Here is a 20,784-nt window from a genome sequence, read left to right as displayed (position 1 = left end):
CGGCTCAGCTGCTGGCGGTGACCTGTTCGAGTTGCAGCGTCTTGGCCGTCTCGGCTTCCAGCTTGGCGGCGAGCTCAGGGTTGTCGTTGAGCTTGACGCCGTAGCCGGGCATCATGTCCTTGAGCTTGGACTGCCAGCCCTTGAAGTTCTTCGGGAAGGACTTCTGGAGCAGCTCGATCATGATCGGCACGGCCGTGGACGCGCCCGGGGATGCGCCCAGCAGTGCGCCGATGGTGCCGTCACGTCCGGCGATGACCTCGGTGCCGAACTGCAGCACGCCGCCCTTCTTCGGGTCCTTCTTGATGATCTGGACCCGCTGGCCGGCGGTGATGAGCTCCCAGTCGCCGTCCTTGGCCTCGGGGTAGTACTCCCGCAGGGCCTCGACCTTGTCGCCGTGGCGCTTGGCGACTTCCTTGATCAGGTAGGCGGTGAGGTCCATGTTGTCCTTGGCCACGGCCAGCATCGGGATGATGTTGGAGGGGCGGATGGACAGCGGCAGGTCCAGGTAGGAGCCGCTCTTGAGGAAGTTCGTGGAGAACCCGGCGTACGGGCCGAACAGCAGGGAGCGCTTGCCTTTGACGTAACGGGTGTCCAAGTGGGGCACGGACATGGGCGGGGCGCCGACAGACGCCTGGCCGTAGACCTTCGCGCTGTGCTGGGCAGCGATGCTCTCGTCGGTGCAGCGGAAGAACTGGCCGGAGACCGGGAAACCGCCAAACCCCTTGCCTTCCGGGATGCCGGAGGCCTGCAGCAGGTGCAGGGCCCCGCCGCCGGCCCCGACAAAGACGAACTTCGCGTGGATGGAGCCGTGCTCGCCGCTCTTGGCGTGCTTCAGCGACAGGTCCCAGCCGCCGCCCGAGGCGCGCTTGATGTCGCTGACGTTGTGGCCGTAGTTGATCTCCACGCCGTTGTTGCCCAGGTATGTGGTCAGTTCGCGGGTCAGGGCGCCGAAGTCGACGTCGGTGCCCTCTGCTGCGCGGGTTGCCGCGACGCGCTGCTTGGGGTCGCGGCCTTTGACGATCAGCGGGGCCCACTTGGCGATCTGCGCGTGGTCCTCGGAATACTCCATCGACCGGAACAGCGGGTTCGGCTTGAGTGCCTCGTAGCGGGTGCGGAGGAACTTGGTGTGGTCCTCGCCGATCACGAAGCTCATGTGCGGAACGGTGTTGATGAAGCCCTTGGGGGAGCCGATCAGCGAGTTCGAAACGAGGTGGGACCAGAACTGGCGGGACAGCTGGAACTGCTCGTTGATGTTCAGGGCCTTGCCGGGGTCCACCGAGCCGTCTTTGGCTGCGGGGGAGTAATTAAGCTCACACAGGGCAGCGTGTCCGGTGCCGGCGTTGTTCCACGGGTCGGAGCTTTCCAGCCCGGGCTCGTCCAGCCGCTCAAAGAGCGAGATGGTCCAGTTCGGCTCAAGCTGCTTGATGAAGGCGCCGAGCGTGGCGCTCATGATGCCGCCGCCAATCAGGACGACGTCGGCGTGTTGGGTCTTGGAAATGAAAGTCACAATCAGTCTCCGATAGCAGCGGCTCTGGCTGTCACAGAATATCCCGCACCGCCCACTAACTGAAATTGGCCCCGGGCGTCAAGGCCTTAGCTCGACCTTTGTGAAAACTTCGTTCAGCACCGGCGACGCCGGGTACTTCAGCACCCGGTCCGAGAGCGCCAGGGCCGAGATCGGGAAGGCAATGGGAACCGCGGGCACCGTGGCCGCGATCTGCCCGTTGATGGTCTGGTACTCCTCGGTGCGGTCCTTGCCGTCCGGCAGGCCCCGGGCCCGGGCGATCTTGGAGAAGACCTGGGGGTCCTGGTAGCCGAATTCGCCGGTGTTCTCGCCGAAGAGCGGGCCCACGAAATTGTCGGGGTCCGAATACGAGCCGTTCCAGCCCAGCAGGTGCAGGGCGTGGTCGCCCGGGGAGGTGACCTTCTGCAGGTAGCCGTCAGCCCAGTCCACCGGTACGGGCTTGACGTTGAGCCCCACGGCGGTCAGTTGCCGGCTGATCTCGGCGTACACCTTTTCCGGCGTCGGCAAGTAGGGCCGGGTGACGTTGAGCGGATAGTAGAACTTCAGCTCCTCGCCCTTGTAGCCGGCCGCGGCCAGGAGTTCCTTGGCCTTGCCCGGGTTGTAGCCGAGCGCCGCGGCATTGTTGTTGAAGCCGCTGAGCTTGGGCGGAACAAACTGGGAGGCCTGGGCCGTGTTGTCGATGAAGAACCGGCGGATCAGCGTGTCCTTGTCCAGCGCCATTTCGATCGCTTGGCGGACCTTGAGGTTCTGCAGGATGGGGACTTGCTGGTTCATGCCCAGGTACATCACGGAGAACGGGTCCCGCTGGATGATCTGCTTTCCGCTCTTGACCAGTTGGTCGAAGTTTCCCACGGTGACGGCGTCGTAGGCGTCGATCTTGCCGTCCAGGAGCGCCTGCATCCGGGTCTGCGGGTGGTCGTAGGTCACGAACTTGATGGTGCCGATCTGTCCCTTGTCCCCCCAGTAGTCCTTGTTGCTGGCCAGGGAGACGCTGCCCGAGTCCCAGGAGCCGAAAACGTACGGTCCTGTGCCTACCGGGTGGAGGCCGTAGGCGGATACCGGCTGCCCGCCCCGGCTCTGGTTCAGGACGTCAGCGTGATCCGCGGCGAGGGCCTTGGGCGAAGAAATCGCGAAGGCCGGGAGGGTGAGGGCCTGGAGGAAACCCGTGAAGGGCTGGGTGAGGCCGATCCGCACATTGTCCGGCGCGACGGCGGTGCAATTCTTGTATATGGACAGCGGCGCCTGGTCCGCATGGGCCTTGAAGACGCCCTTGAAGGTGGTACCGGTGGCCTGTTCGCGGAGGGCCGGTGAGAAGTTGAACCAGCGGTTGAAGTTGGTGCAGACCGCGGCGGCGTCGAACGGTGTCCCGTCCTGGAATTTGACGTTCCCGCGCAGCTTGAACTCGTAGGTCCGGCCTTCATCGCTCTGGGACCATTCGGTGGCCAGCAGCGGCGTGGGCTGGCCGGTGGTCTGGTCTACGCCCACGAGGCCTTCCAGTACCTGCCGGGTGACGCGGTAGGACTCGACGTCGGAGACCAGGGCTGGATCGAGCCCGAGCGGCTCCGAGCCGGTGCCGAAGGTGAAAACCGCGGTAGGTGCCGCGCTGGCGGTGGCAGAGGCGGTGGGGGAGCTGGGTGCCGGGCCGAGGCTTCCCGTGCAGGACGCGAGCGGCAGGACAAGGAGGGCGGCCCCGATGCTGGCGGCAATCCGCCGCACTGTCCTGCTGGGCACTGTACTGCTGGGCACTCGAGAATCACCTCTGGGAACTGGATGGTCCGCCGGCTGCGGACCAGCCCCAGTCTAGTTGACGGCCGGGTCCGCCAGCTCTTGTGGCACACCGCCGCACGGCGCACGGCAGCGCAAAAAAGCGGAGGCCCGCACCTGGTGGTGCGGGCCTCCGCTTCTCCTAGTGGTCCAGGGAGTCAGGCTGGAGCCGGGCAGGAGTGCAAAAGGGCTGACTACTTGGGCATCAGGACTGAGTCGACCATGTAGACAGTGGCGTTGGCGGTCTGGACGCCGCCGCAGACAACGTTGGCGCCGTCAACCTTGAGGGCATCCTTGGTGCCGGTGACCGTCACCGAACCGCCTTGAACCGTCTTGTGGGTGCCGACGATCTGGTCCGGGGTGATCTTGCCGGGGACAACGTGGTAGGTCAGGATCTTGCTCAACGTGGCGTCGTCCGTCTTCAGGGCCTCGATCGTGGCCGGATCGATCTTCTTGAAGGCGTCATCCGTCGGGGCGAAGACGGTGAATTCGCTGCCGTTGAGCGTGTCCACCAGGTTGACCTTGGGGTTGAGCTTGCCGGACACGGCGGCGGTCAGGGTGGTGAGGATCGGGTTGTTGGATGCCGCGGTGGCTACCGGGTCAAGCGCCATGCCGGAGACGGAGCCGGCACCACTGGGAACCTGGGCGGCGTAGGCGGCGCAGCCGGAGCCGACGAGGTTAGCGGCCGGATCCATGGCCGCGGCGGAGGCGCTCGTGGAGGGGGACGCCATGCTGGATTCCGCCGGTGCGGAGGACGGTGCCGAGGAAGCGGGGGCCGACGAGGCGCTGGATCCGCCACAGGCAGTGAGGCTGAGCATGGCGGCGGCTGCGATACCTGCAACGGCGAACGTGGTGCGTTTGATGTTCTGCATTTCGGTTTCTCCTTTGTTGTGCCGATGTTTGCCGGCGGCGAATTTTTGCCGCTGCGGCCCTTTCCCGACTGTTGGGCACCGACCCTTGGTTGGTGTCTCAATGGGTATTCGGCTGCTCGGAGGAAACGGATGGGTGCGGATGTGAAATTCTTTTTGGCGGCGTCAAAACTCCTGAAAAATCCCGGGATAGCGCCGGAAACGACAAGAACCCCGGTCCGAAGACCGGGGTTCTCTCTGTGCGCAAGGGGGGACTTGAACCCCCACGCCCGAAGGCACAGGAACCTAAATCCTGCGTGTCTGCCAATTTCACCACTCGCGCGCGGCGCCGTCGTCGTCCGGAGAAAGAACCCCGGCGGCGGACGCCAGGCTCCATTGTACCTATTGCCGGTTTGCTGGTTGCAACGGCTGCCGCGGGCGGGCGGACGGACCGGCGACCGGGGACTAGGCGTCGAGTTTCAGGTCCCGGCGAAGTTTGGCGACATGCCCGGTGGCCCGGACGTTGTACTGTGCGACGTCAACTTGGCCGTCGGCGTCGACGATGATGGTGGAGCGGATCAGGCCCTGGTAGGTCTTGCCGTAGTTTTTCTTTTCGCCCCAGGCCGCGTAGGACTCGGCGACGGAGTGGTCCTCGTCGGAGAGCAGCGGGAAGCTCAGCCCTTCGGCGGCCGCGAACGCGGCAAGCTTCCCGACGGGGTCGGGGGAGATGCCCACGACGTCATAGCCTGCGGCCTGAAGCGCGCCGAGGGAATCCCGGAAATCGCAGGCCTGCTTGGTGCATCCGGGCGTGGCGGCTGCCGGGTAGAAGTAGATTACGGTCTTCCGGCCCAGGAAATCATGCAGGCTGACGTCCTGTCCTTCGGCGTTCTTGAGGGTGAAATCCGGTGCTGTGTCACCGGCGGTTAGTCGCTCAGGCACGGGTGGCTCCTTGGTGAGGTTCGTCATGAAGTTGGGTGATATTCCAGCGTAGTGACGCGATCGGCGCCCGACGAATCCGCTGCTCGCTATACTCTTGGGTATGCCTGATATGGATCGCTGGCCCACGGGCCGCCTATTGTCCACGGCAGCACGTCTTGTAGAACACTCCTGGAACGAAAAATTGGGGGCCATTGGCCTGACCCATGCCGGGGTGATCGCCATGGAGGTGCTCTCGGCGAATGGGCCGATGACGCAAGCCCAATTAGCCCAGCTCGTCCGGGTCCAGGCCCAGACGATGGGCAAGACACTGAGCCGGCTGGAAGCGCACGGCCACATTTCGCGGCACCGCAGCACCTCCGACCGGCGCAGCCATGTGGTGTCGCTGACCGACCAGGGGCGCCAGGCGGTGGCCGCGGCCGCAGACATGGAACGTTCCGTGCTGGCCGCCACGCCCATTGATCCCGACGTGCTGCGCCAGGAGCTCCAGTCCGTGGTCAGGGTGCTGGCAACCAAGTCTTCCTCGCCGGAGGCCAATGCCATCGTCACGGCTGCCGAGCCGGGCGCCATTGCCGGGGCCACCCCGCTGAATTAGCCACCCCGCTGTGGTGGGGACGGGACGGCAGGGTTGCCCGCCGTCCGTTCTCCAGGCCTTCAGTGGTGACCGGTCACCAGGTGTTCCTGTGGTGGTTGTGCTTCCTATTGTCGTGCCGGTTCCCGTGATGGTCCCAGAACCCGTCCTTGTCATGCCGGCAGCCGTCCCGGCCCGTCCACGAGCCGCGGTGGTCGTTGTCGTCACGCCAATTGCCATGATCGTCGCGCCAACCCCACCCGTCACCGTTGTCATGCCACCGGTTCTCTCCGTCCCACCAGCCATTGCGTGTGTCGTGCCGGTTGTTGTCCCGCATGTGGTGCCGGTTCTCAAATGAGGACTGGCTCCAGGAACTGGCGGAAGCTGTAGAAGTGGCGGAGGCGGTAGTAGTGGCAGCGGCGGCGCTGGCAGGCAGGGCGCTGGCGCCCAGGCCCAGTGCGGCGGTCACCGCGGTTGTTCCAATGATGCGAATAGCCTTGTTCATGAAACTTGGTCCTTACGGAGATCGATTTCCCTGGCCCCGGGGACGGGCCGTGCAGGCATGCTGCCGTGGGCCCATGATTTCCGTGTCTGCTGACGCGATCCTCAGTGAGGGCACCGGGAGATCTGAATATCATCTTTGGTGGTCGCGTCGGGCTCTCTGGCCGGCGTTGTTGTCGGTCCGGATCTGCAGGACCGGTCGCTCCAGAAAAGTTGCCCAGAGCACCTTTCCAGTCAACGCCCCTGCATTGACTCTCAAAAGGGACTAAAGACCCTGTTTCATGCGCAATCGGACGGATCGGGCCAGGAGCCAGACCCTGGATACCCGATCAGCCCCGGCGTTGGCCGCTGCCTGGATTGACGGTGCCTACTCCGTTACGGCCGCTGCCTACACCGTTACGGCCTGGTTTGCCAGGGTGGCTACGACGGCCGACATTTTGAGGCCGGTGAGCACCGCCGTGAGCAAGACGACGCTGATCGTGACCCACACCGGGGCGAGCCCGCGCCGCGGCGCGACCTCGTGGACGATCACGGAGCGGCCAATCACGTAGACTTCCCTGCTGAGGAAAACCCACGCCCAGTGAAACGGCCGGACAACGCCGTCCTTGCGCAGCCGGTCCCAGTCCAGGTAAGCCAGGAGGGCGGACACACCGTAGGCCACGAAACTGATGCCTATGAAGAGGAAGTACGGCGCCGTGAAAATCGACGCCGGATCAATTGTCTGGATCTGCCGCGGGCCCACGGTGCGCAGCCGGAGCACAGGGTTCCAGAACATCAGCAGGATCAGAGGCACGAGCGGCAGGGCCACAATTGTCCAGATGTACGCGTTGTAGACCGGTGTCCGGTCACTAATGCGCCTGCGCGGTGCCGCCGGGTGTCGGGGCGCCGGCGCCTGGAACTGGGGTGCGTTGAACTGGCCGGTCCAAGCCGAACCGTTCCACCACTGAAGCCGGCCCGAGCCTGCCGGGTCCGGATACCAGCCGGGGCCAGGGGCGGAGGCGTTGGGCGGGACGGTCATGGCTGTTCATCCTTTGCGTGGCGTGGCGTGGCGCGTTCGCTTGTTTTGTTCGTGACAGAGCGTACAGGGGGATGGGCAACTCCATGATTTCCCCATCGGTCGCAGTGGTGCATTGGATGGAGTCTAACCGCGGCCCGTGCCGGCGGGAAGGCCGGCCCACGGCGCAGGTCCGTCCGCTGGAACCCCTGAGCCAGCCTGCCGCCCCGGGCGCAAAAGGGCAGTGCGGAAGTATCGACGCGCCAGCGGATCGGGAGGACGATTAATAGGCAATCACCACGAAGGAGGTCAGTGATGTGCTATTCGTACAACAGGGATTCCTGGCGGGATACCAGGAAGGATGCCGCAAAGGAATCTGAGGATCGCCCGGAGACCCGGGCGCAGGCGCCGGAATTCAGGTTCTGGGCCTTCCCCCGCCGCACCAAGGAGTTCACGGTCGAAGAGCCGGAGAAGGTGCGCGACCGTTCCCGCGAGAAGGTCTGATAAATCGATGTGCATGAGGCGGCCGCTGAACCACACAGTTCACTGTGACGGTTCGGCGGCCGTTTCATGGCCGGGCGGGCCGGCGGAGGCCGATGGCCGCGGAGAGGCCTATGAGCAGGCCGCTGAGCGCCAGCAGGAATCCGCCGGCGAGACTGCCTTGCCCGTCCGGTCCGGGACCAACCCTGCCGGCCGCCGCCGCGGAAGGAATCGCCGTTGCGGGCTCCGGGCCCGGAACCGCGTCCGGCGGCTGAGGGGCAGACGTTCCCACGGTGGCTGGGACCGGAACGGCACCCGCGGCCGGCGGGGTGGGGGCTCCTTGGCTGACGGAAGGGGCGGGGCCCGGCGTCGGCGGCGCCGCGTCCTGTCCGGGGGCCTGGCTTTGAGACGGCGGCTGTGACGGTCGGGGCGGCGCGGGGTCCGACGGCGGCGCTGTGCCGCCCGGGGGAGTCACCCCCGGTGCCGGGGAAGCGGACGGCGGGCCCGGCGTCGGCGAGGCGGGGCAGATCTTCACGGGAAGAAGGCCGGCCGGCTTGCAGGGCCCGGCCGTGGCTGGCAGCGCAATGACCAACGGCGAGACCGCGAGCAGCAGGGCCACGACGGATGCGTACGAGGTCTTCCGGGTCGAGTTCATCCTCACCATCGTATGGTTCCACCGCCGGCAGCCAGGGAATCCCGGGCCGGTGCGGCTCCTTTGCCCAGGCAAAAAGGGATCCCGCCCTGCCTGCCGGTCAGCGGCAACCATCTGACCCTGTCAGCGCCATTCCTGCCGGCGTAAACTCGGCCCGTGCCGGCCCAGTCCGCGGCGCCCGTCCGCCCGGCCGGCAGCCGCATATAGAGGAGTCCGCCATGACTGTTCTGACCAAGAGTGTCGTGACCGGTATGACCCGGGAACAATATGAAAAAACCGCCGCAGCCCTCATCGACCAGCTCAGGGCCACCCCAGGGTTCATCGCCCACTACGCCTGGGAGCACGAAGGCGGGATGACCGTTGTGGAAGTCTGGGAGAGCGCCGAACAGCACGATGACTGGTTCGACAACAACGTCAAGCCGCACCTGCCGGTGGAGGTCAACCCGGAGAAACACGAGCTGGCGAACAAGGTGACTGCCTAGGCCGTCGCGGAGTCTCACAAACTCCAGTTAGGGGATGGCCGCCCGGCCCAGCTGATCCTCGACCGTTAGCCTCACTGGCCCGTGACTTTGATTCCGGCGACCGCTCCGGTCCAGGCGCCGGTCGGGTCCGGGCGGGTCAACTGGGCACTGACGTAGCCCTTCTGCAGTTGGACGACCTGCGATTGGGTTCGCGAGCAATCGACCTCGAACACCGTGTGCTCTGTTCCGGCCGGCGAGTTCTGGGAGAGGTAGATCTGGGCATGGGGGATGCCCACGCAGGCCGCGGTGACGGTGTGCGGACCTGCGATCGTCACCGTTGCGGCTTTGGTGAAGCCAACCCCTGGGCCGTCCGCCGCACCGGCGTCGGAGAGGAGCACGGGCCCTGGCGCCTCGGCCAGACGCTTGTGCAGCTCGGCGTAGTTGTTCGCTTCCACGCCCAGCACCCCCGGATCTTTGGTCGAAGCGGCGGGCGCCGGCCGGTGGAGTTGCCCGGCCGCCGTCGGCCGCGGATCGCCCTCGTCCTCGTAGGCGCAGGAGGCCAAACTACCGGCGAGCAGCATTCCAACAACGAGCGCCGCAGCGCAGCGGACTGATTTCGTTCCCCCAGGACCAGACATGGGCCGAGTCTACGGTCAGTATTCTAAATGGCAAGTCATCCCGGCCCGGCCGGCCGGGAGGCCTTCGCCACCCCATGACGAGTCTGGTCTGCGGCACCAGCCCGAACCGGGCCCGCCACGGCCTCGTCGCCGGCCTTTCGCCAACGAAAAAGAAACCCCGCCTCGCAGGCCGCTAAGCCTGCGAGACGGGGTTTCTCGCTGGTGCACCCCCCGGGACTCGAACCCGGAACCCATTGATTAAGAGTCAATTGCTCTGCCAGTTGAGCTAGAGGTGCATCTGTTGTTTTCGTTCACCGGGGCTTTTTATTTCCCGCGTTGTTCTCCGCAACGACATGAAACTCTACACGAGATTGGCTGTCGTGTGAAATCGGCGGGCACGGGGAGGTCGAGGTCAGCCGGGGAGGTTCAAAATCAGCGCGAAATCAGGGTTTTGCCCGTTGCTGAGGAGCCACAGGCGCCCGTCAGGAGCGAGTGAAACGTTGCGCACCCGGCCGTACTTTCCTGTGAAATAGCTCACAGGATCTCCGGCGAATTCGCCGTTGAGGGGAACGACCCAGAGTCGTTGACCGCGCAGGGCGCCGAGGTAGGCGGTGCTGCCAACAATTTCAAGTCCGCTGGGGGAAGATTCCGCCGTCGACGGCCACACCACTTTGGCGTCCAGGAAGCCGGGGCGGTGCGGGGCGCCGGTCACCTCGGGCCAGCCGTAGTTGCCGCCCGGCACGATCAGGTTGAGCTCGTCGTTGACGTCCGGACCGAATTCGCTGGCCCACAGCCGGCCCGCGCTGTCCCAGGCCAGTCCCTGGACGTTCCTGTGGCCAAAGCTGTAGACCGGGTTATCGCCAAACGGGTTTCCCGGCGCCGGCCTGCCATCCGGAGTGAGGCGGAGGATCTTTCCGCCCAGCGCCGTGCGGTCCTGCGGCTGCTCCCTGCGCTGGGAGTCGCCCGTCCCCACATACAGGAAACCGTCGGGCCCAAAGCGGATCCGGCCGCCGTTGTGCGTGCCGGCCTTGGAAATACCGGTGAAAACCGGTTCCAAGGCGCCGAGCTCCAGCCGGCCGCCACGTTCCTCCAGCCGCATGCGGGCGATTCTGTTGTCCGCCGCCGCGGTGAAGTAGGCGTAGAGGTAACCGTCCGACGCGAAGTTAGGGGAAAGGGCAAGGCCCAGGAGGCCGCCTTCGCCGCCGGGCACGACGCCGGGCACTTTGCCCACCGTACCGAGCTGCCCGTCTTTGATGGTCCTGAGCAGCGCCGTGTCGCGCTCGGAGATGACCGCGGTGCCGTCGGCCAAAAAGACCGCGGACCACGGCAGTTGCAGCCCATTGACCCGGCCCGCGACCGTAGGCTCGCCCGCTGCCCCGGCCGTACCCGCTGCGCCGGTGGCAGTGCGGTCTCCCGGCTGAACCACGGGGGAGGTTGAGCCGCCGGTACAGGCGCTCAGGAAAAACAGGGCAACGGCAAGTGCGACGCCCCGGGCCGCTGCCCTGCCAACGAAGCGCCTGCCGGTAAGACGGGGGAGTATCAAGGGACGTGGTGAGAAGGAATGGGTTGGCAGCCCGGACCGCCGGCTACTGCCGTGTCCGGCGCGGCGGCCGAAACCCGGCTGCTTCAGCGTGGGCAGGGGAGGCAAACCACACCTCAGCCCGGGTTTCTTCATACGCCGGGCTGGTCTCGTCGTGGTAGATCATCGAAGAGGCATTGCCCTTGACAGTGAAACCCGCAGGGCCGCTTCCGTCGGCCGCCGGAGCCGCTGACCCCTCGCCGTAGGGCTGCTCTGTGGCCAAATGGCCGGTGGGCTCGGCCGTTTGGCTGGCGGAGGCGTCGGCTCCCGCCGGCGACGCTGCCATCTGCGTCGCCTCTGTGTGAGCGGAACCCGCGGGCTGTGTCCCGGCGTCGGAGACTCCGGGCATCGCCGTGCCGGTACCGGCGCCAGTGCTGGTTGTAGTGGCCGTGCCGGTAACGGTGTCCTCGTCGTCGACCGGCTCCGCGGCTGCTGATTCCGCCCCGGGCAGAGTCGGTGCGTGGTGCTCAGTGTATTCGGGGTGGTGGACCGGCAGGCCCGCCGCGCCAGTCTCCGCAGCCGCGCCAAGCTCGGCGGCCGTCACAGCGTGCGCACCACGGGCCGGCTCGACGTGGGCTCCGGCGGTGTGCGTCTCAGCCGGCGGGGCGGTCTCGGACCACTGGGTCTCCCACTCGGCATTGCCGGGGGCGCCCGTTGCTTCCGGGGCGGCCTCGGCGCCCGGCTGGACGGTCGGGGCCGCGGTGGCCGCTGCGGCCCCGGTCGTCTGGGGGGCAGCCGTGGCCTCCCGGACAGGTGCGTCCGGCTCCGCCGCTGGCGCTGCATCGGGAGCGGCCATCGCTGCGGCGCCGGCGGCCCCCGCCACCCCTGTCGGTTCCGCGGGCCCGGTCCCTGCCGGGCCAGCCGGAGTGGCCGCCGCCGTCGAACTGTCCGCCGAACCGCTCGCCGCCGTCGGACTGGCCGCCGCCGCACCAGATACCGGCGTCGAACCGGCAGTTGTGTCAGAAGAAATGCCGGCAGTGCCGGTGCCGGTGCCGGTGCTGGTGCCTGCGACGGATGAGGAATCTGCGCCCGGGCGGCTCTTGTTGCGGTTCAGCAGCCGCCAGACCACAGCGACCACCACGATGATGACGACGAGCCAGACGATCCAGTCCATAGCAGAGCCTTTCAGTCCGTATTCAGCCCACGAGGCATGGTTGCCGATGCTTGACGTTACGTCCGGGCAAAGCCGGCTGTCCACCCTCCCGGCGGCCAAATGCCGGGCATTCCTGGAGCGGACCCCGGCCCGGTGAGCAACCCGAACCGGAACCAAACCCGGCCCGGCGTGTAGCCTCGCCTCATGGATTTCAAGCGACTGCAGATTCTGCGTGAACTCGCCGGCCGCGGGACCGTAGGCGCCACGGCCGAGGCCATGAAGGTCACGCCATCGGCAGTGTCGCAGCAGCTGAAGACCCTGCAGGAGGAACTGGGCGTCGTCCTGGTGGAGAAGTCCGGCCGGGGAGTGCGCCTTACCGAGGCGGGGCTGGCCATGGCCGGCGCCGCCGCCGACGTGTCGACGGCCATGGCCCGGGCGGAAGCAACCATCGACACGTACCGGCGCGGCTGGCAGACGCGGGTGGTGGCAGCCTTCTTTCCCAGCGCGGCGGAGATGTTCCTGCCGGGCATGCTGCACCGGGTCAAGGCCGTCGAGGGGCTGCGGTTCGAGGCGCATTTCGAGGACCCGGGCGTTGCCGGGTTCGCCGGGCTGACCGCGGACTACGACATCGTCCTGGCGCACAGTGTCGATGGTCCGGAAGTCTTCGGCGGCCAGGGCCTGACGGTGGTGCCGCTGCTGGACGAACCCCTGGACGTGGCCTTGCCGGCCGGGCACGCTTTGGCCGGCAAAGCCACACTGTGCGCCGAGGACGTCGTCGGCTTTCCGTGGATGGGAGTCCCGGAAGGTTTTCCCTTCGACACGGTGCTGCGCCAGATCGAGGTGCGGGCCGACTCGACGGCGGTCCGGGCCCAGCAGTTCCCGGACCTGCGCGTCTTGGAAGCACTGGTCAGCGCCGGGCATGGGCTGAGCCTGTTGCCGCGGTACACGGCGGTCAGCAACCAGGGCCGGGGGTTCGTCCTGCGCCCGCTCGAGGGCGTGAAGGCCAGCCGGAGCATCGTGGCGCTGGCCCGTCCGGACGTCGCGGCCCGGACCACCATCCAGCAGGTCCTGGCGATGCTCAAGGCCGAGGCCCAAGGTGTGGCCGAGGCCCCGGAACTGCGTGACGCGGCTCACCGGTCCTAGGTCAAATGGGGCCCCGGGTTCATGATGTGAGACGAGAGTCCACTATTTGATCGAAATATTCCCGGTTTTCCGCTTAACGCTCCGTTCTTGGGTCGTTGGCGCCTGTAGCAGAGCCCTAGACTTTGAGCCATGAGTCAGGACACCCACACAGCAGCAGACACCAAGCCGGACATCAAGCCCCGCAGCCGGGTCGTTACCGATGGAATCCACGCCGCCCCCGCGCGCGGCATGTTCCGCGCGGTCGGCATGGGCGACGACGACTTCGCCAAGCCGCAAATCGGCGTGGCGAGCTCGTGGAACGAGATCACCCCCTGCAACCTTTCGTTGAACCGGCTCGCCCAGGGCGCCAAGGAAGGCGTCCACGCCGGCGGCGGGTTCCCCATGCAGTTCGGCACCATCTCCGTCTCGGACGGCATCTCCATGGGCCACGAGGGCATGCACTTCTCCCTGGTGTCGCGCGAAGTCATCGCCGACTCCGTCGAGACGGTCATGCAGGCCGAGCGGATTGACGGCTCTGTGCTCCTGGCCGGCTGCGACAAGTCGCTGCCCGGCATGCTGATGGCTGCGGCCCGCCTGGACCTGGCAGCCGTGTTCCTCTACGCCGGCTCCATCATGCCCGGCTGGGTCAAGCTCGAGGACGGCTCCGAAAAGGAAGTCACCCTCATCGACGCGTTCGAGGCCGTCGGCGCGTGCGCCGCCGGCAAGATGAGCCGCGAGGACCTGGACCGCATCGAAAAGGCCATCTGCCCGGGTGAGGGCGCCTGCGGAGGCATGTACACCGCCAACACCATGGCCTGCATCGGCGAGGCCCTGGGCATGTCCCTGCCCGGCTCCGCCGCTCCGCCCTCCGCGGACCGCCGCCGCGACGCCTTTGCGCACAAGTCGGGCGAAGCCGTGGTCAACCTCCTGCGCCTGGGCATCACCGCCCGCGACATCATGACGCGCAAGGCGTTTGAGAACGCGATCGCCGTCACCATGGCCTTCGGCGGTTCCACCAACGCCGTGCTGCACCTGCTCGCGATCGCCCGCGAAGCCGAGGTGGAGCTGACGCTGGAAGACTTCAACCGGATTGGCGACAAGATCCCGCACCTGGGCGACCTCAAGCCCTTCGGCCGCTATGTGATGACCGACGTCGACAAGATCGGCGGCGTGCCGGTGATCATGAAGGCACTCCTCGACGCCGGCCTGCTGCACGGTGACTGCCTCACCGTCACCGGCAAGACCGTGGCCGAGAACCTCGCCGCCATCAACCCGCCGGACCTGGACGGCAAGATCCTGCGCGCACTGGACAACCCGATCCACAAGACCGGCGGCATCACCATCCTGCACGGCTCGATGGCCCCGGAAGGCGCCGTCGTCAAGAGCGCCGGCTTCGACGCCGACGTCTTCGAGGGCACGGCCCGCGTGTTCGAACGCGAACAGGGCGCGCTCGATGCCCTGGATAAGGGTGAGATCCACAAGGGCGACGTCGTCGTGATCCGCTACGAAGGCCCCAAGGGCGGCCCCGGCATGCGCGAGATGCTCGCCATCACCGGCGCCATTAAGGGCGCGGGCCTGGGCAAGGACGTCCTGCTGCTGACCGACGGACGGTTCTCCGGCGGAACCACCGGCCTGTGCATCGGCCACGTCGCGCCGGAAGCCGTCGACGGCGGCCCCATCGCGTTCGTCAAGGACGGTGACCGGATCCGCGTGGACATCGCGGCCCGCACCTTCGACCTCCTGGTCGACGGCGCCGAGCTCGAGGCCCGCAAGGTCGGCTGGGAGCCGCTCCCGACCAAGTTCACGAAGGGTGTGCTCGCCAAGTACGCCAAGCTCGTCCACAGCGCCTCCACGGGCGCGTACTGCGGCTGACCCTCCGGGCCTGGGTGACCAGGCTTAATAAGGGAAGCTCCGAGGGGCCCCGAACGCACGGCGTCCGCGCCGGGCGTTCGGGGTAGGAGATTCCCGCCTGCCGCCAAAGTGGGCGGCTCGCCGTTCGGCGTCGGTGGCAAGGGGAGGCCAAGAGGACCAGCTAGTGGACACCGTTGTCCAAATAGTGAGACACGGGCCGGGCTCGTTGACACCCGTCTCACTCAGAGGGAAAACTGAACGCATGATCGAGATCGTTACGGCCGGAGTCGCTGCAGTCGAGAGCACTGCGGGTGTTTCCGTCGTACTTACCAAGCGCGTGGCTCATTAGCCTTCACTGGTAACGAACCGTCACGCGCAACCCCTCGAAGAGCCCGCCGGCTGAGGGGTTTTTTTATTTCCCGCACCACCAGCCGCACCACCAGAACAACCCAGTAGTTCCACGATCACCGAAGATCCACAAAGGAAGAGTCCGATGAGCAAAGGATCGCCGATCAGCCCCTCGCTGATGGCCACCAAGTCCACTGGAGCCCACAAGGCTCCGGAACGCGTCGAACGTCCGGCTGACGCCGGCGTCGACTCTGCTGCCGTCTCTCCTGTCCTCGGACCGAACAACGTCGTACCCCCGACGGTCATGACCGGTTCGGAAGCAATTGTCCGCTCGCTCGAAGAACTCGGCGTCCAGGACATTTTCGGTTTGCCCGGTGGCGCGATCCTGCCCACCTACGACCCCTTGATGGCCTCCAAAATGAACCACGTTTTGGTCCGTCACGAACAGGGAGCCGGCCACGCCGCGCAAGGCTACGCCATGGTTACCGGACGGGTTGGCGTCTGCATCGCCACCTCGGGACCGGGTGCCACCAACCTCGTTACCGCCATCATGGACGCCCACATGGACTCCGTGCCGATAGTGGCCATTACCGGCCAGGTCTCCAGCGGGGTGATCGGCACCGACGCCTTCCAGGAAGCGGACATCGTCGGGATCACCATGCCGATCACGAAGCACTCCTTCCTGGTCACGGACCCCAACGACATCCCGCACGTGATGGCCGAGGCGTTCCACCTGGCGTCCACCGGACGCCCGGGCCCGGTCCTCGTGGACGTCGCCAAGGACGCCCAGCAGGGCCAGATGACGTTCTCCTGGCCGCCGAAGATCGATCTCCCGGGATACCGGCCGGTGGTGCGCGGCCACAGCAAGCAGGTCCGCGAGGCTGCCAGGCTCATTTCCGGTGCCAGCAAGCCCGTGCTCTACGTCGGCGGCGGAGTGGTCAAGGCCCACGCCTCGGCCGAGCTGCGTGAACTGGCCGAGCTGACCGGCGCCCCCGTGGTCACCACCCTGATGGCCCGGGGCGTGTTCCCGGACTCGCACCCGCAGCACGTGGGCATGCCGGGCATGCACGGCACGGTTTCCGCCGTGACAGCCCTGCAGCAGTCGGACCTGCTGATCACCCTGGGCGCCCGGTTCGATGACCGTGTGACCGGCATCCTGAAGTCCTTTGCCCCGAACGCCAAGGTCATCCACGCCGACATCGATCCGGCGGAAATCTCCAAGAACCGCACGGCCGACGTCCCGATCGTTGGCTCGGTCAAGGAGATCATCCCGGAACTGACCGAGGCCCTGCGCACGCAGTTCGAAGCCTTCGGTACCCCGGACCTGACCGCCTGGTGGGCGTTCCTTAACAACCTCAAGGAAACCTATCCGCTCGGCTGGACCGAACCCGAGGACGGCCTCAGCGCCCCGCAGCGCGTCATCGAACGCATCGGCGCCCTGACCGGACCCGAAGGCGTTTACGTCGCCGGCGTCGGACAGCACCAGATGTGGGCCTCGCAGTTCATCAAGTACGAACGCCCGCACGCCTGGCTCAACTCCGGCGGCGCCGGCACCATGGGCTACGCCGTACCGGCGGCCATGGGCGCCAAAGTGGGCGAACCGGACCGTGTGGTCTGGGCGATCGACGGCGACGGCTGCTTCCAGATGACCAACCAGGAACTGGCCACCTGCGCGATCAACAAGATCCCCATCAAGGTCGCCATCATCAATAACTCCTCCCTCGGCATGGTCCGGCAGTGGCAGACCCTCTTCTACGAGGGCCGCTACTCCAACACCGACCTGAACACGGGACACGACACGGTCCGCATCCCGGACTTCGTCAAGCTGGCGGACGCCTACGGCTGCGCTGCCTTCCGGTGCGAACGCGACGAGGACATCGACGCCACCATCCAGAAGGCACTGGAGATCAATGACCGCCCGGTGGTCATCGACTTCGTCGTGAGCCCCAACTCGATGGTGTGGCCGATGGTCCCCGCGGGGGTCAGCAACGACCAGATCCAGGTTGCCCGCAACATGACCCCGGAATGGGAAGAGGAGGACTGAACATGACCCGCCACACATTGTCCGTTCTGGTCGAAGACAAGCCCGGTGTGCTGACCCGCGTCGCCAGCCTCTTCGCCCGCCGGGCCTTCAACATCAATTCCCTGGCCGTTGGCCCCACCGAGGTCCCGGGCATGTCCCGGATGACCGTGGTGGTCGACGCCGATGGCGAGCTGATCGAACAGGTCACGAAGCAGCTGAACAAGCTGGTCAACGTGATCAAGATCGTCGAGCTCACCTCCGAATCTTCCGTACAGCGTGACCACATCCTGGTCAAGGTACGTGCGGATGCCGCAACACGCCTGCAGGTCACCCAGGCTGCAGACCTGTTCCGCGCTTCAGTGGTCGACGTCTCCACAGAGTCGGTGGTCATTGAGGCAACGGGCCACCCCGAGAAACTCACGGCACTCTTGTCAGTGCTGGAGCCATTCGGCATCCGCGAAATCGTGCAGTCCGGCACCTTGGCCGTTGGGCGGGGATCCCGCTCCATGAGTGACAGGGCCCTCCGCAGCGCCTAAGACCGGGTTAAAAACCGCGTAGGACAGCGCATATGCGGGGCCGCCCCGTTGTACCGCAGCACCACAGACAATATCTACGAAGAATCCACTCAAAAGGAGACACCCCAGTGACTGAAATGTTTTACGACGACGACGCCGACCTGTCGATCATCCAGGGCCGCACCGTCGCCGTCATCGGTTACGGCTCCCAGGGCCACGCCCACGCCCTTAGCCTGCGCGATTCCGGCGTTGACGTCCGCGTCGGCCTGAAGGAGGGCTCGAAGTCCCGCGCCAAGGCCGAGGCCGAGGGCCTTCGGGTCCTGAACGTCGCCGACGCCGTCGCCGAGGCCGACCTCATCATGGTCCTGACCCCGGACCAGGTCCAGCGCCACGTCTACGCCGAGGACATCGCCCCGAACCTGCAGCCGGGCGACGCCCTGTTCTTCGGCCACGGCTTCAACATCCGCTACGGCTACATCCAGCCCCCGGCCGACGTCGACGTCGCCCTCGTCGCCCCCAAGGGCCCGGGCCACATCGTGCGCCGCGAGTTCGAAGCCGGCCGCGGCGTGCCGGACCTGATCGCCGTCGAGCAGAACCCGTCCGGCAAGGCCAAGGAACTGGCCCTGTCCTATGCCAAGGCGATCGGCGGCACCCGTGCGGGCGTCATCGAGACCACCTTCACCGAAGAGACCGAAACCGACCTCTTCGGCGAGCAGGCTGTCCTCTGCGGCGGCGCCTCGCAGCTGATCCAGTACGGCTTCGAAACCCTCACCGAGGCCGGCTACAAGCCGGAGGTCGCCTACTTCGAGGTGCTGCACGAGCTCAAGCTGATCGTCGACCTCATGGTCGAGGGCGGGATCGCCAAGCAGCGCTGGAGCGTCTCGGACACCGCGGAATACGGCGACTACGTCTCCGGCCCCCGCGTCATTACCCCGCAGGTGAAGGAAAACATGAAGGCTGTCCTCGCGGATATCCAGGACGGCACCTTCGCCAAGCGCTTCATCGACGACCAGGACGCCGGCGCACCGGAGTTCAAGGCGCTGCGCAAGAAGGGTGAGGACCACCCGATCGAGGCCACCGGCCGCGAACTGCGCAAGCTGTTCTCCTGGATCAAGAACGAAGACGACTACACCGAAGGGTCAGTGGCCCGCTAGGCATTGCCCGGCAGGGGAGCCGGACACCACATCCTGGGGTCCGGCTTCCCTGCTGTCCAGCACCACCCGCACCACCCGATTCACCAAAATCCCCACCAGATACACAAGAGAGCTAAAGAGGTCACCGGTGACAAGCACCAAACCTGTCGTACTCCTCGCTGAGGAACTTTCGCCCGCCACAGTCGAGGCCCTCGGCCCGGACTTTGAAATCCGCCAGACTGACGGCTCCGACCGTTCCCAGCTGCTCTCCGCGATCGCCGATGTCGACGCGATCCTGGTCCGCTCCGCCACCCAGCTTGACGCCGAGGCCATCGCCGCCGCCAAGAACCTCAAGGTCATCGCCCGCGCCGGCGTCGGCCTGGACAACGTGGACATCAAGGCGGCCACCCAGGCCGGCGTCATGGTGGTCAACGCGCCGACCTCCAACATCGTCTCCGCCGCCGAACTGACCGTCGGACACATCCTGAGCCTCGCCCGCCACATCCCGCAGGCCAGTTCCGCCCTCAAGGACGGGGAGTGGAAGCGGTCCAAGTACACCGGCATCGAGCTCTTCGAGAAGAAGATCGGCATCATCGGCCTGGGCCGGATCGGCGCCCTTGTCGCGGCCCGCCTGAAGGGCTTCGATACCAAGATCCTCGCGTACGACCCCTACATCACCTCCGCCCGGGCCGCCCAGCTCGGCGTGCAGCTGGTGACGCTCGACGAGCTCCTGGCCCAGTCGGACTTCATCACCATCCACATGCCCAAGACCCCGGAAACCGTCGGCATGCTCGGCGCCGAGGCGTTCAAGAAGATGAAGAGCACGGCGTACGTCGTCAACGTCGCCCGCGGCGGCCTGGTGGACGAGGAAGCCCTCTACACCGCGCTGCAGGCCGGTGACATCGCCGGCGCCGGCGTCGACGTCTTCTCCAAGGAACCCAGCACCGACCTGCCGTTCTTCAAACTCGACAACGTCGTGGTGACCCCGCACCTGGGCGCCTCCACCGACGAGGCCCAGGAGAAGGCCGGCGTCTCCGTCGCCAAGTCCGTTCGCCTGGCCCTGGCCGGCGAACTGGTCCCCGACGCCGTCAATGTCGCCGGCGGTGTCATCGCCCCGGACGTCCGCCCCGGCATCCCGCTGATGGAGAAGCTGGGCCGCATCTTCACCGCGCTGACCCACGCCTCCCTCACCCAGTTCGACGTCGAGGTGGCTGGCGAGATCTCCTCGCTCGATGTCAAGGTCCTGGAACTCGCGGCGCTCAAGGGCATCTTCGCCGACGTCGTGACCGAGCAGGTCTCCTACGTCAACGCCCCCGTCATCGCCGAGCAGCGCGGCATCAACGTCCGCCTCATCACGACGCCGGACACCGAGTCGTACCGCAACGTCCTGACCCTGCGCGGCGCCCTCAGCGACGGCAGCCAGATCTCCGTCGCCGGAACCCTGACGGGCCCGAAGCAGATCCAGAAACTGGTCGGCGTCAACGGCTACGAGGTGGAAATCCCGATCAGCGAACACCTCGTGGTGGTTGCCTACTCGGACCGCCCCGGCGTGATCGGCACGATCGGCCACATCCTGGGCATGAACAACATCAACATCGCCGGCATGCAGGTGGCACGCCAGGCGGAAGGCGGCCAGGTGCTGGCCCTGCTGACCATCGACAGCTCCGTTCCCCAGCAGGTCCTTGACGCGATCAAGGCCGGGATCGGCGCTGACATGGTCCGCGAGGTTGACCTCGAGGACTGAATTCCTCCCCGCGTGGTCCCGGCGGCG

At 66.5% G+C, this 20,784-nt stretch carries 18 protein-coding genes and 2 tRNA genes; 9 read left to right on the top strand and 11 right to left on the bottom strand.

What is annotated here, in order from left to right; all coding sequences use genetic code 11:
- Positions 1-4: 4 nt before the first annotated feature.
- The 5 genes from B5X90_RS12715 to bcp form a co-directional block, all read right to left on the bottom strand.
- Positions 5-1,507: a malate:quinone oxidoreductase gene (locus B5X90_RS12715; RefSeq protein ID WP_079553545.1), complete on the bottom strand. Its 1,503-nt coding sequence runs from the start codon at positions 1,505-1,507 to the stop codon at positions 5-7.
- Positions 1,508-1,585: 78 nt separating this feature from the next.
- On the bottom strand, positions 1,586-3,241 hold the full coding sequence (locus tag B5X90_RS12710; RefSeq protein WP_372702890.1) for an ABC transporter substrate-binding protein: 1,656 nt from the start codon (positions 3,239-3,241) through the stop codon (positions 1,586-1,588).
- 242 nt (positions 3,242-3,483) lie between these two features.
- On the bottom strand, positions 3,484-4,161 hold the full coding sequence (locus B5X90_RS12705) for a fasciclin domain-containing protein (RefSeq protein ID WP_079553543.1): 678 nt from the start codon (positions 4,159-4,161) through the stop codon (positions 3,484-3,486).
- A gap of 237 nt (positions 4,162-4,398) precedes the next feature.
- Positions 4,399-4,480, bottom strand: a tRNA-Leu gene (locus B5X90_RS12700).
- Between the two features lie 122 nt (positions 4,481-4,602).
- Positions 4,603-5,076 (bottom strand): thioredoxin-dependent thiol peroxidase, encoded by a 474-nt coding sequence (gene bcp, locus B5X90_RS12695; protein WP_079553577.1) that lies wholly within the window; start codon positions 5,074-5,076, stop codon positions 4,603-4,605.
- A 109-nt stretch (positions 5,077-5,185) separates the two neighbouring features.
- Here bcp and B5X90_RS12690 point away from each other — a divergent pair, with 109 nt between their 5' ends.
- Positions 5,186-5,668, top strand: coding sequence for a MarR family winged helix-turn-helix transcriptional regulator (locus tag B5X90_RS12690; protein ID WP_079553541.1), 483 nt, complete (start codon positions 5,186-5,188; stop codon positions 5,666-5,668).
- 73 nt (positions 5,669-5,741) lie between these two features.
- Here B5X90_RS12690 and B5X90_RS12685 read toward each other — a convergent pair whose 3' ends face one another.
- Together B5X90_RS12685 and B5X90_RS12680 are read right to left on the bottom strand one after the other, a co-directional pair.
- Entirely contained in the window at positions 5,742-6,149 is a 408-nt protein-coding gene (locus tag B5X90_RS12685; RefSeq protein WP_079553539.1) for a hypothetical protein, read from the bottom strand.
- Between the two features lie 384 nt (positions 6,150-6,533).
- Positions 6,534-7,163: a DUF2510 domain-containing protein gene (locus tag B5X90_RS12680; protein WP_079553537.1), complete on the bottom strand. Its 630-nt coding sequence runs from the start codon at positions 7,161-7,163 to the stop codon at positions 6,534-6,536.
- Positions 7,164-7,454: 291 nt separating this feature from the next.
- Here B5X90_RS12680 and B5X90_RS12675 point away from each other — a divergent pair, with 291 nt between their 5' ends.
- Together B5X90_RS12675 and B5X90_RS21270 are read left to right on the top strand one after the other, a co-directional pair.
- Positions 7,455-7,643: a hypothetical protein gene (locus B5X90_RS12675; RefSeq protein ID WP_079553535.1), complete on the top strand. Its 189-nt coding sequence runs from the start codon at positions 7,455-7,457 to the stop codon at positions 7,641-7,643.
- Between the two features lie 846 nt (positions 7,644-8,489).
- Entirely contained in the window at positions 8,490-8,753 is a 264-nt protein-coding gene (locus B5X90_RS21270) for an antibiotic biosynthesis monooxygenase (RefSeq protein WP_179129136.1), read from the top strand.
- 71 nt (positions 8,754-8,824) lie between these two features.
- Here the strand turns inward: B5X90_RS21270 and B5X90_RS12665 are convergent, their stop codons facing one another.
- The 4 genes from B5X90_RS12665 to B5X90_RS12650 form a co-directional block, all read right to left on the bottom strand.
- Positions 8,825-9,370, bottom strand: a complete 546-nt coding sequence (locus tag B5X90_RS12665; RefSeq protein WP_256860213.1) for a hypothetical protein — start codon at positions 9,368-9,370, stop codon at positions 8,825-8,827.
- Between the two features lie 199 nt (positions 9,371-9,569).
- Positions 9,570-9,645 (bottom strand) — tRNA-Lys (locus B5X90_RS12660).
- A gap of 116 nt (positions 9,646-9,761) precedes the next feature.
- Entirely contained in the window at positions 9,762-10,889 is a 1,128-nt protein-coding gene (locus B5X90_RS12655) for a PQQ-dependent sugar dehydrogenase (protein WP_079553575.1), read from the bottom strand.
- A gap of 46 nt (positions 10,890-10,935) precedes the next feature.
- Positions 10,936-12,042 carry a sunset domain-containing protein gene (locus tag B5X90_RS12650; RefSeq protein ID WP_079553529.1) on the bottom strand — a complete coding sequence of 369 codons (1,107 nt, stop codon included), beginning with the start codon at positions 12,040-12,042 and terminating at the stop codon, positions 10,936-10,938.
- Positions 12,043-12,225: 183 nt separating this feature from the next.
- Between B5X90_RS12650 and B5X90_RS12645 the strand changes: the two genes are divergently transcribed.
- The 6 genes from B5X90_RS12645 (at position 12,226) to serA (ending at position 20,757) form a co-directional block, all read left to right on the top strand.
- A complete protein-coding gene (locus tag B5X90_RS12645; protein WP_079553527.1) occupies positions 12,226-13,164 on the top strand; it encodes a LysR family transcriptional regulator in 939 nt (312 codons plus the stop codon).
- A 129-nt stretch (positions 13,165-13,293) separates the two neighbouring features.
- Positions 13,294-15,015 (top strand): dihydroxy-acid dehydratase, encoded by a 1,722-nt coding sequence (ilvD, locus tag B5X90_RS12640; RefSeq protein WP_079553525.1) that lies wholly within the window; start codon positions 13,294-13,296, stop codon positions 15,013-15,015.
- Positions 15,016-15,487: 472 nt separating this feature from the next.
- Positions 15,488-17,386, top strand: a complete 1,899-nt coding sequence (locus tag B5X90_RS12635; RefSeq protein WP_079553523.1) for an acetolactate synthase large subunit — start codon at positions 15,488-15,490, stop codon at positions 17,384-17,386.
- A 2-nt stretch (positions 17,387-17,388) separates the two neighbouring features.
- A complete protein-coding gene (ilvN, locus tag B5X90_RS12630; RefSeq protein WP_018773531.1) occupies positions 17,389-17,901 on the top strand; it encodes an acetolactate synthase small subunit in 513 nt (170 codons plus the stop codon).
- A 107-nt stretch (positions 17,902-18,008) separates the two neighbouring features.
- Entirely contained in the window at positions 18,009-19,034 is a 1,026-nt protein-coding gene (gene ilvC / locus B5X90_RS12625; protein ID WP_026538933.1) for a ketol-acid reductoisomerase, read from the top strand.
- A gap of 127 nt (positions 19,035-19,161) precedes the next feature.
- Positions 19,162-20,757 (top strand): phosphoglycerate dehydrogenase, encoded by a 1,596-nt coding sequence (gene serA / locus B5X90_RS12620; protein WP_079553521.1) that lies wholly within the window; start codon positions 19,162-19,164, stop codon positions 20,755-20,757.
- Positions 20,758-20,784: the final 27 nt, after the last annotated feature.

Source organism: Arthrobacter sp. 49Tsu3.1M3 (assembly GCF_900168135.1).
Taxonomy (GTDB): domain Bacteria; phylum Actinomycetota; class Actinomycetes; order Actinomycetales; family Micrococcaceae; genus Arthrobacter.
This window is presented reverse-complemented; position numbering and strand designations above follow the sequence as displayed.

Excerpts from the sequence above, each read along its gene's own strand:
- B5X90_RS12705 (WP_079553543.1), bottom strand. The coding sequence starts at position 4,161 with ATGCAGAACATCAAACGCACCACGTTCGCCGTTGCAGGTATCGCAGCC.
- B5X90_RS12690 (WP_079553541.1), top strand. The coding sequence starts at position 5,186 with ATGGATCGCTGGCCCACGGGCCGCCTATTGTCCACGGCAGCACGTCTT.
- B5X90_RS12685 (WP_079553539.1), bottom strand. The coding sequence starts at position 6,149 with ATGAACAAGGCTATTCGCATCATTGGAACAACCGCGGTGACCGCCGCA.
- B5X90_RS12680 (WP_079553537.1), bottom strand. The coding sequence starts at position 7,163 with ATGACCGTCCCGCCCAACGCCTCCGCCCCTGGCCCCGGCTGGTATCCG.
- B5X90_RS12675 (WP_079553535.1), top strand. The coding sequence starts at position 7,455 with ATGTGCTATTCGTACAACAGGGATTCCTGGCGGGATACCAGGAAGGAT.
- B5X90_RS21270 (WP_179129136.1), top strand. The coding sequence starts at position 8,490 with ATGACTGTTCTGACCAAGAGTGTCGTGACCGGTATGACCCGGGAACAA.
- B5X90_RS12665 (WP_256860213.1), bottom strand. The coding sequence starts at position 9,370 with ATGTCTGGTCCTGGGGGAACGAAATCAGTCCGCTGCGCTGCGGCGCTC.
- B5X90_RS12650 (WP_079553529.1), bottom strand. The coding sequence starts at position 12,042 with ATGGACTGGATCGTCTGGCTCGTCGTCATCATCGTGGTGGTCGCTGTG.
- B5X90_RS12645 (WP_079553527.1), top strand. The coding sequence starts at position 12,226 with ATGGATTTCAAGCGACTGCAGATTCTGCGTGAACTCGCCGGCCGCGGG.
- ilvD (WP_079553525.1), top strand. The coding sequence starts at position 13,294 with ATGAGTCAGGACACCCACACAGCAGCAGACACCAAGCCGGACATCAAG.
- B5X90_RS12635 (WP_079553523.1), top strand. The coding sequence starts at position 15,488 with ATGAGCAAAGGATCGCCGATCAGCCCCTCGCTGATGGCCACCAAGTCC.
- ilvN (WP_018773531.1), top strand. The coding sequence starts at position 17,389 with ATGACCCGCCACACATTGTCCGTTCTGGTCGAAGACAAGCCCGGTGTG.